The 6,760-nt window shown below is 65.3% G+C and carries 6 protein-coding genes and 1 pseudogene; 4 read left to right on the top strand and 3 right to left on the bottom strand.

The window, feature by feature from the left end:
* Positions 1-291, bottom strand: a pseudogene (locus AB9K35_RS11915) (NAD(P)(+) transhydrogenase (Re/Si-specific) subunit alpha); the annotation flags it as partial.
* 302 nt (positions 292-593) lie between these two features.
* Positions 594-827, bottom strand: a complete 234-nt coding sequence (locus AB9K35_RS11910; RefSeq protein ID WP_369926326.1) for a hypothetical protein — start codon at positions 825-827, stop codon at positions 594-596.
* Between the two features lie 315 nt (positions 828-1,142).
* Between AB9K35_RS11910 and kynU the strand changes: the two genes are divergently transcribed.
* A complete protein-coding gene (gene kynU, locus AB9K35_RS11905) occupies positions 1,143-2,336 on the top strand; it encodes a kynureninase (protein WP_369926325.1) in 1,194 nt (397 codons plus the stop codon).
* Positions 2,337-2,484: 148 nt separating this feature from the next.
* Positions 2,485-3,318, top strand: a complete 834-nt coding sequence (kynA, locus tag AB9K35_RS11900; protein WP_369926323.1) for a tryptophan 2,3-dioxygenase — start codon at positions 2,485-2,487, stop codon at positions 3,316-3,318.
* Between the two features lie 32 nt (positions 3,319-3,350).
* On the opposite strand, the gene AB9K35_RS11895 is transcribed toward kynA, so the two are convergent.
* Positions 3,351-3,938: a TetR/AcrR family transcriptional regulator gene (locus AB9K35_RS11895; protein ID WP_369926321.1), complete on the bottom strand. Its 588-nt coding sequence runs from the start codon at positions 3,936-3,938 to the stop codon at positions 3,351-3,353.
* Positions 3,939-4,045: 107 nt separating this feature from the next.
* On the opposite strand from AB9K35_RS11895, the gene AB9K35_RS11890 reads away from it, so the two are divergent.
* On the top strand, positions 4,046-4,510 hold the full coding sequence (locus AB9K35_RS11890) for a (2Fe-2S)-binding protein (RefSeq protein WP_369926319.1): 465 nt from the start codon (positions 4,046-4,048) through the stop codon (positions 4,508-4,510).
* Between the two features lie 3 nt (positions 4,511-4,513).
* Positions 4,514-6,754 (top strand): molybdopterin cofactor-binding domain-containing protein, encoded by a 2,241-nt coding sequence (locus AB9K35_RS11885; protein ID WP_369926317.1) that lies wholly within the window; start codon positions 4,514-4,516, stop codon positions 6,752-6,754.
* Positions 6,755-6,760 lie beyond the last annotated feature (6 nt).

The following is a 6,760-nucleotide window of genomic DNA, read 5'->3' as shown; positions in this document are numbered from 1 at the left end:
GGGATTGAAGAAGGAGATCAGCGTCTTGCCCTTGGTCAGCCGCTTCAGCTCGGTCTCATTGGGCTGGCGCACCTTGGCGATGATGTCGGCCGTCTTCCACAGCTGCGCCGCGGTCTTGACGATCTCGACGCCCGCCTCGGCGTAGGCCGCGTCGGAAAACCCCGCCGCCGCCCCGGCCCCGGTCTCAATCGCGCAAGCGTAGCCCAGCTTCTGCAGCTGGCGCGCAGAGTCCGGCGTCAGCGCAACGCGGTTCTCGCCCGGAAATGTCTCTTTTGGTGTCCCTAGTTTCACCGCTTTTCCCCTCGTCTTGCCCGGACGCCGATTGTCCGGGTACAGATCGTGAATTTACTTCGTACATGGCGCAAGATTGTTGCGCAACAAAATTGCTGCATCGCCGCAAAATTACGCCGCGACGCGGAAATGTCAGGTTGGCCGCCTCGCTTTCCCGTCGCCTTTGTTGCCGGATACGCGACATGGGTCCCTGTTCCCGTACTGCAGCCGTGCCAATAGACCTCCGGTCCTAAGCGCATGCGCAGTCAGATCATGCAGCCCCCGATCAGAGGCCCCGACAAAAGGGAAAGCCAGACAGCCCGTCATCCGCAGGCCTCGGCAACATTATCCAGCAAATACACGTACATGGCGGGCAGCTTTCCCATATCCGGCCACATCGTCCAGAGCCATTTGGCCCCGTCGCGAAGAAAAGAACAGTTTGCCGCTGATTGCACAAAAACGGCGAATCCGTTCCATCCTGCGGCAAGATCCTGCACAGTTTTGTCCAAATGCCCATCGCTAATTCTGAAGGGTCTGTCGGGCTCGCGGCGGGTCATCCGGACGCTGGCGCCTGTCTGGCACCAACACTGCGACCATAGTCTGCCATGCGCAAATGCAACTGCGGCAAATTGGCCGAGGTCGGTCTCGCTCCTGCGAGCCGCCGCACAGAACACCCCGACCGCGCCACGCGTTTGGCGGCGCGCCGCCAAACGCAACGTGGTTGCCAAGCCATCACGGATAGAGCCGTATCGCTGGCCCAGGCCGGATCGCTGCACCGTGCGGGATCAGACTATCACTGGACAGAAGGCGTGGCTTGGGATAGCACCGCTATATGCTTTAAGCATAAAATACCATGAGCAAGTGAGGCTCCGATGACTGATTTTGCGGCCACCAAGGCGATGTTCCACCTGCCCGAGGGCACGATCTATCTTGACGGCAACTCGCTGGGGCCGCTGCCACGCGCCGCAACCGAGCGGGTCGGCAACATGATGCAGCACGAGTGGGGCGACATGCTGATCACCGGCTGGAACAAGGCTGGCTGGATGCAGAAATCCCGCGATCTCGGAGATCGGATCGGTCGGCTGATCGGCGCTGAGCCCGGTCACGTCATCGTCGGCGACACGCTGTCGATCAAAGTCTACCAGGCGCTGGCCTCAGCGCTGGAACTGAACCCCGGCCGCAAGGTGGTCCTGTCAGACAACGGCAACTTCCCCTCCGATCTCTACATCGCCCAGGGGCTGCTGACCTCCCTGGGAGCGGAGTATGAACTGCGCGTGGTCGACCCGGAGGCCGTGGAAGAGAACATCACCGATGACATCGCGGTGCTGATGCTGACAGAGGTGGATTACCGCACCGGTCGCAAGCACGACATGCGCGCGCTGACGGCCAAGGCGCACGAGATGGGCGTTCTGACGGTCTGGGACCTGGCCCATTCCGCCGGCGCACTGCCGGTGGATCTGGCAGGCTGCGGCGCGGACTTCGGTGTTGGCTGCACGTATAAATACCTGAATGGCGGCCCCGGCGCCCCGGCCTTCATCTATGTTGCACCACGTTACGCCGAGAAGGCCCGCCCTGCGCTGTCGGGCTGGCTGGGGCACGAGGCCCCCTTTGCCTTCGACCTCGATTACCGGCCCGGCCGCGGTGTCGAGCGGATGCGCGTCGGCACTCCGCCGGTGTTGCAGATGACCTCGCTGGAGGCGGCGATGGACATCTGGGACATGGCGGACATGGCAGAGGTCCGCGCGAAGTCCATGCAGCTGTGCGACCTGTTCATCGCCGAGGTCGAGGCCAAATGTCCGCAGCTGGAACTGGCCTCTCCCCGCGACGCGGCCTACCGCGGCAGCCAGGTCTCGTTCAAGTTCCGGGAGGGCTACGCCGCAATGCAGGCACTGATCGCCCGCGGCGTGATCGGCGACTTCCGCGCCCCCGACATCATGCGCTTCGGCTTCACCCCGCTCTATATCGACGAGGCTGACGTGCGGGCCGCAACTGACATCGTTGCGGATGTGATGACCAACGCGCTGTGGGACAACCCGGAGTACAAGATCCGCAACGCTGTCACCTGATGCGCTTGCGACGCTCCTACCATCTGCCGCTGTGCCGTCCGGCGGGCTGGGTCGCGCTGTGGCGCCGCCTGGCCCAATGCGGCACGCTGAACCGGAGGTGCGCTTCCCTTCCCTGACATATGCTACACTTAGGAAAAGGAAGACACCGATGAGCAAACCCTATGATCCCGCCGAGGAAGGCGCGCAGATGTCGTTCAAGGACCGCATGTCCTATGGCGACTACCTGTCGCTGGACATGCTGCTGAACGCCCAGAAGACCTGGAGCGACACCCATGATGAAATGCTGTTCATCATCCAGCACCAGACGTCTGAGCTGTGGATGCGGCTGGCGATCCATGAACTGACCGCAGCGCGGCAGCAGTTGATCAGCGGCGAAGCCCGGCAGGCCTTCAAGATGCTGGCCCGCGTCGCCCGGATCTTCGAGCAGCTGAACTCGGCCTGGGACGTGTTGCGGACCATGACGCCCTCCGATTACACGCGGTTCCGCGATGCGCTGGGGCAGAGCTCCGGCTTTCAATCGCATCAATACCGGCTGATCGAATTCATGCTGGGCAACCGAAACCGCGCCATGCTGAAGCCGCACGCCCACCGCCCCGACCTGGTGGAGCTGCTGGAGGCGGAACTGGCGCAGCCGTCCCTTTACGACGTGGCGCTGCGGGCGCTGTCACAAAGCTTCCCGCTGCCTGCCGAGGTGCTGGAGCGCGACCCCGCTGTAAAGCACCAGCCCCACCCGGCCGTGCAGGCCGCCTGGACCGAGGTTTACCGCGCGCCCGAAGACCACTGGGAGCTCTATGAGCTGGCAGAAAAACTGGTCGATTTCGAGGACTATTTCCGCCGCTGGCGGTTTAACCACGTCACCACGGTGGAACGCGTCATCGGCTTCAAACGCGGCACCGGCGGCACCGGCGGCGTCAGCTATCTGAAACGGATGCTGGAGGTGGAGCTGTTCCCAGAACTCTGGCACCTGCGCACCGAGCTCTAACGCAGCCCTGCGGGCCGGGACACCGGCCCGCCTTAGCGCGGTGTCAGCGCAGCGCCCAGCAGCTTGGCCAGCTGCCGCACCCCGGCCTGATAGGTGGCAAAATCGCCGGAGGTATGCTTCAGGCCCTTCAGCGCGGCGCAGATGGTGCGGGCAATCTCCGCGCTGGGACCGGTCAGGCTGACCCGCCCGGCGGCGGCCTCCGCCTCCAGCCAGTCGGCATAGATCGCCCGGAACGCGGCCTCGCCTGCCTCGATATCCTCGGCGGCGGCGTTCATGCCCGCCTCGAACACTTCCAACCCATGCGGAGAGGTCAGCATGGCCTCCACCGCTGGCCCGACCTGCGCCTGAAACGCGGCCAGCAGACGGGTCTCCAACGTGCCCTGCCCGGCCAGCGCCGCGCGCAGGTTTTCGCAGGCTTCCGCGTTGTAAACCGTTACCAGCGCGCGAAAAATGGCGTCCTTATTCTTGAAATGCAGATACAGCGCCGGGCGCGACATGCCCGCCCCCCGCGCGATGTCATCCATCGACGTCTTGCGAAAACCATAGGTGGCAAAGGCGCTCCAGGCGGCGCCAAGAATTGCCTGCTGCTTGGGATCAAGTCCGGTCATCTTCAGGGTCATGGCGCGAGGTCTGACCGTCCCGGCGAAATTTGTCAATTGACACGCTGACAGAATTAATCATTTTTGTCAGCGTGTCACAACCCACTCAGCCAAGCAGAGAGCCAGCCATGTCCACAACCCTCCGCATCAATGGAACGCCGCATCAGGTGGATCTCCCAGGCGAGGTCCCGCTGTTGTGGGTATTGCGCGACGAAATCGGCCTCACCGGCACCAAGTATGGCTGCGGCGTGGCGGCCTGCGGCGCCTGCACCGTGCATATCGACGGCGAGGCGGTGCGCTCCTGCCAGGTGGCGCTGTCGGATGTCTGGGGCGAGGTCACCACGATCGAGGGGCTTGGCACGCCGGACGCCATGGCCGCGGTGCAGCAGGCCTGGGTGGATCACCAGGTGGCGCAATGTGGCTACTGCCAGTCGGGGCAGATCATGCAGGCCGCCAGCCTGCTGGCCGAAAACCCCACACCGTCGGATGCGGATATTGACGAGGCGATGCAGGGCAACCTCTGCCGCTGCGGCACCTACCCGCGCATCCGCGCCGCGGTGCACACCGCCGCACGCAAGCTGCAGGAGGCATAAACCATGGCCAGCATTGGCAAGATCGCCCGTCGCAGTTTCCTGATCGGCTCTGCCGCCATTGTCGGCGGTGTGGCCTTTGGCGCCTATTCCGTCAGCCGCCCCGCCCCCAACCCGCTGACCGCTGGCAAGGGCGAGGCCGCGCTCAATCCCTTTGTGCTGATCGACCAGCAGGGCGTCACCCTGTATGCGCCGCGCGCCGAGATGGGCCAGGGCGTGAAAACCAGTTGGGCCGCCCTGATCGCCGAGGAGCTGGACGTGGATCTGGATCAGGTCCGGGTTCTGCACGGCCCCGCCGCAAAGGCCTATTACAATTCCGCTTTCATGACCGATGCGCTGCCGGGCAAGGGCTATGACCGTGGCGAGATCAGCCATGCCATTGGCAACGCGCTGGGGCATCTGGGCAAGGTGCTGAACCTGCACGGCACCGGCGGCTCCACCTCGATGAAGGATGGCTTTGTCCGCCTGCGCGCGGCCGGTGCAAGCGCCCGCGAGACCCTGAAACAGGCTGCCGCCGAGCGGCTGGGTGTGGCCCGCAGCCAACTGCGCACCGCGCAGGGTGCGGTGATCGCCCCGGACGGCACCAAAATCGCTTACGCGGATCTGGCAGAGGCCGCGGCGCAGCTGGAACCGATCGAGGCAGAACTCCGCCCCAGCAGCCAGTGGCGGCTGATCGGCAAATCGCAGCACCGCGTCGACATGGTTTCGAAGGCCACCGGCACGGCAACCTTCGGCATCGACGTGCGCCTGCCCGGGATGAAATTCGCAGCCCTGCGCATGAACCCGGCACAGGGCGGCGGCATGTCCGGGTTTGACGCCACAGACGCGTTGAAAATGCCCGGCGTGGAGCGCGTCGTCGACATGGGCAGCGGCATTGCCGTAGTGGCCAGCAACACCTGGCTCGCTATGCAGGCGGCAGAGGCGGTGCAGATCGACTGGCAGGCGGCGCCCTACCCGCCCGAGACCGATCAGATCTTTGCCCGCATCGCCGAAGCCTTCGACGACGCCCCCAACTCCGTGATGCGGGACGATGGCGACGCAGACCAGCTGCCGCCCGGCGCGACGGAGCTGGCGGCGGAGTATCAGGTGCCCTACCTCGCCCATGCAACGATGGAGCCGATGAACGCCACCGCCCTCCTTGAGGATGGCAAGCTGACTGTCTGGTGCGGCAACCAGATGCCCGGTTTCACACAGATGAAATGCGCAGCCGAAGCCGGGCTGGACGCCGAACAGGTGGATCTGCACACCACCTACCTGGGCGGCGGCTTCGGGCGGCGGGTCGAGTTCGACTACGCCGTCTACGCCACCCGCCTGGCCAAGGCGATGCCCGGCGTGCCGGTGCAGCTGACCTGGAGCCGCGAGGAGGACCTGCGCCACGACATGTACCGCCCCGGCGCGCTGGCGCGGATGCGCGGCGCGGTGAAGGACGGCCAAGCGGTGCTGCTGGATGGCAAGGTGGCCGCCGCCTCGCCGGTGGCACAGGCAATGGACCGCGTCGCGGGCTTGCCCGCCGCGGGCCCCGACAAGGTGCATGTGGAGGGGTTCTTCAACACGCCCTACGCAATCCCCAACCACCGCATGGCCGGGCATCTGTCCGACGTGGAGGTGCCGGTGGGCTTCTGGCGCTCGGTCGGCAACAGTTTCAACGCCTTCTTTGTCGAAAGCTTCGTCGACGAAATGGCCCATGCCGCCCAGCGCGATCCGCTGGACTTCCGGCTGGAGATGGCGCGGCGCGAATGGGAACCCGCTGCAGCGGTGCTGGAGGCCGTGCGCGAAATGTCCGGCTGGGACAGCCCATCCCCGGCAGGCACCGGGCGCGGCGTGGCGCTGTGCTACAGCTTTGGCACCCCGGTTGCGCAGGTGATCGAGGTCGCACAGCAGGACGGCAGCATCCGCATGACCCGCGCCTGGATTGCCGCCGATCTGGGCCGGGTGATCGACCCCGACAACACCCGCGCGCAGATGTTCGGGGCCATGGCCTATGGGCTGTCGGCGGCCTGCTTTGGCGAGATCACCTTTGCCGATGGGGCCGCCGAGCAGGGCAATTTCCCGGATTATGACGCCCTGCGCATGCACACGATGCCCGCGGTGCAGGTGCAACTTCTGGAGAACCAGCCGCGCATGGGCGGCGCGGGTGAGCCCGGCACGCCCCCGGCCGCTCCGGCGCTGGCAAATGCGCTGTTCGACCTGACCGGCATCCGGGCCCGGCGGCTGCCCCTGATGCATGACTTCGACCTGCTGGTCTGACACAGC

The sequence above is a fragment of the Leisingera sp. XS_AS12 genome (assembly GCF_041224635.1).
GTDB lineage: Bacteria > Pseudomonadota > Alphaproteobacteria > Rhodobacterales > Rhodobacteraceae > Leisingera.
This window is presented reverse-complemented; position numbering and strand designations above follow the sequence as displayed.

Coding starts and splice junctions, on each gene's coding strand:
- AB9K35_RS11910 (WP_369926326.1), bottom strand. CDS start 827: ATGACCCGCCGCGAGCCCGACAGACCCTTCAGAATTAGCGATGGGCAT.
- kynU (WP_369926325.1), top strand. CDS start 1,143: ATGACTGATTTTGCGGCCACCAAGGCGATGTTCCACCTGCCCGAGGGC.
- kynA (WP_369926323.1), top strand. CDS start 2,485: ATGAGCAAACCCTATGATCCCGCCGAGGAAGGCGCGCAGATGTCGTTC.
- AB9K35_RS11895 (WP_369926321.1), bottom strand. CDS start 3,938: ATGACCCTGAAGATGACCGGACTTGATCCCAAGCAGCAGGCAATTCTT.
- AB9K35_RS11890 (WP_369926319.1), top strand. CDS start 4,046: ATGTCCACAACCCTCCGCATCAATGGAACGCCGCATCAGGTGGATCTC.
- AB9K35_RS11885 (WP_369926317.1), top strand. CDS start 4,514: ATGGCCAGCATTGGCAAGATCGCCCGTCGCAGTTTCCTGATCGGCTCT.